Source organism: Dethiothermospora halolimnae, from assembly GCF_037577855.1.
GTDB lineage: Bacteria > Bacillota > Clostridia > Tissierellales > VENL01 > Dethiothermospora > Dethiothermospora halolimnae.
The window spans coordinates 1-2,541 of record NZ_JBAKFX010000128.1 but is presented as its reverse complement, the minus strand read 5'-3'; the positions used below and the strand labels follow the sequence as shown (position 1 = coordinate 2,541).

Annotated in this window: 3 protein-coding genes; all 3 read left to right on the top strand. The window is 33.5% G+C overall.

All coding sequences use genetic code 11. The annotated features are described in order from the left end of the window. The coding region (locus V6137_RS20845) for an oligopeptide/dipeptide ABC transporter ATP-binding protein (protein ID WP_425449876.1) at nt 1-182 on the top strand (182 nt) is incomplete at its 5' end. A gap of 475 nt (nt 183-657) precedes the next feature. Further along, nucleotides 658-1,578 (top strand): ABC transporter permease, encoded by a 921-nt coding sequence (locus V6137_RS20840; protein WP_425449875.1) that lies wholly within the window; start codon nt 658-660, stop codon nt 1,576-1,578. Between the two features lie 14 nt (nt 1,579-1,592). Then, nucleotides 1,593-2,510, top strand: coding sequence for an ABC transporter permease (locus tag V6137_RS20835; protein ID WP_425449874.1), 918 nt, complete (start codon nt 1,593-1,595; stop codon nt 2,508-2,510). Nucleotides 2,511-2,541: the final 31 nt, after the last annotated feature.

Genomic DNA, 2,541 nt, shown 5'->3' with positions numbered 1-2,541 from the left:
AGATAGAAAGAACTAGAGAAAGGGAAATACTAAAGGGAGATGTACCAAGTCCTATAAATACACCTCCAGGATGTAAGTTCCAAAATAGATGTAAATACGTAAAGGATATATGTAGAAAAGAAGCACCTATTTTAAAAGAGGTTAAACCAGAACATTATGTGGCGTGTCACTTAGTTAAATAACTTTAATTTAAAGAATAGAGAGTAGATAATAAAGAATAAATAAGGAGCAAAGTGGCCCGAGGCCACTTTGTTGTTTTTTTGTAGGGACAGGGCATGCTCTGTCCGGTGGATATAGTAAAACTACGGTACTGAAACCTAGAGCAGAATTCATTTTTCGGTTGTTAATGGCTCTATCTTTTCGTTGTGGGGGGATTTGTGAGTCCCCTATTAATGGGATGGGGTTAAAGATATTTAATTCAAAAATTACAATGGAATTAATTAAACTAAAATTTTATAGTATTTTCATTAACTTCAACAAAAATACTGTAAAAAATAAAATGTTACAAAAAATTAATAATTAATAAAAATTAGTTAACAAGCTACATGAAGTTAAGGATAATTATGTATATAAATACAGTACTTGCATACAAGAAGAATTTTCAGTATATTCTTAATATACAACAAATAAAAAATAAATTATGGGGGTGTTTGTTTAATGGGAAGATATGTACTTAAAAGAATCATCTATATGTTTATTGTTATATGGGCAATTGCCACAATAACATTCTTTTTAATGCATGCAATTCCGGGAGATCCATTTTCAAGTGATAGGGGAACTCCACCGGAGGTATTAGAAAACTTAAAAGCGAAGTATGGCCTTGATAAACCATTAATTCAACAATATGGAAGGTTTTTAAAGAATTTACTACAGGGAGATTTAGGTTTATCCCTTAAGTACAAAACAAGAACTGTTAACAAAATGTTGGCTGATGGATTACCAGCTTCAGCTAAAGTTGGTATTATTTCAATGGCTTTAGGTGTGTTTGCAGGGGTAACATTAGGTGTTATAGCAGCACTTAATAACAAAGGTTTTTTCGATTATTTTGTAATTATATTAGTTGTTATAGGTATCTCAGTACCTAGTTTTGTGTTTGCGTCATTATACCAATATTTCTTTGCAGTGAAATGGGAAATACTACCTGTTGCCGGTTGGGAAGGACCTAAGCATATGATATTACCAATAATATCATTGGCCACAGGATATATAGCAAGTTATGCAAGATATATGAAGACATCAATGATAGAGGTTATGGGTTCAGATTATGTTGTTACTGCTAAATCAAAGGGATTATCCCACTTTACAGTTGTAGTTAAACACGTTATTAGAAATGCTAGTGTACCGATTATAACTTTCTTTGGGCCGACCCTTGCAGGGGCAGTTGTAGGTTCATTTGTTATAGAGAGTATATTTGCAGTTCCCGGGATAGGTAAATTTTTTGTTGATAGTGTTCAGCAATATGATTATACAATGATACTTGGTACAACCCTATTTACGTCAATAGTAGTAGTTGTAGGTTACTTCATAAGTGATATGCTTTATGGGGTAGTAGATCCAAGAATTAGAATAGATAAATAAGGGGGGATAAAAAAATGGCTGAATTAAGTAAAGAAAAATTTAAAACCATAGGTAAAGATTTAACCAAAGCTCAAACTATAAATAGGCCAAGTATGACTTACTGGCAAGATGCTTGGAGAAGACTTAAAGGGAATAAAATGGCTATGATAGCTTTAGGGATATTAATTCTTTTAGCAATAATGGCATTTGTAGGACCATTTATGAATGAGTTTAAGTTTAATGAACAAGACTTAATGCTAGGTAATACTGAACCAAATTCAACCTATTGGTTTGGCACCGATGAAATAGGTAGAGATCTTTGGACTAGGGTATGGAAGGGTGCTAGGGTATCATTATTTATAGGTTTTACCGTTGCCTTTGTTAATATTATATTAGGTATATTATACGGTGGTGTTTCAGGATATATAGGTGGAAGAACTGATATGATTATGATGCGTTTTTGTGAGATATTAGGTTCTATACCATATCTAATCAGGGTTATAATGCTTATGACTGTTTTAGGTTCAGGGATTAAAACAATAATTATTGCCATGACCTTAACTGGTTGGGTAGGAGCTGCCCGTATGGTTAGGGGTCAGGTTTTACAGCTTAAAGAAATGGAATATGTTATGGCTGCCAGAACCCTTGGTTCAGATACAGGGAGAATAATATTAAAACACTTAGTGCCAAATACAATGGGGGTATTAATAGTATCTGTTACTTTTAGAATACCAGGAGCCATATTTGGAGAGGCATTCTTAAGTTATATAGGTATGGGTATTCCTGTACCAAAGGCCAGCTTAGGTTCATTATCTCAGGCAGGTACTCAAATGTTATTAGTTCATCCCTATCAATTGGCTTTTCCAGCCTTAGTAATAAGTATATTAATGCTTGCGTTTACATTGTTCGGTGATGGTTTAAGGGATGCACTAGATCCTAAATTAAGACAATAAAGGGGGGAGAATAAATGGCTGAAAAATTATT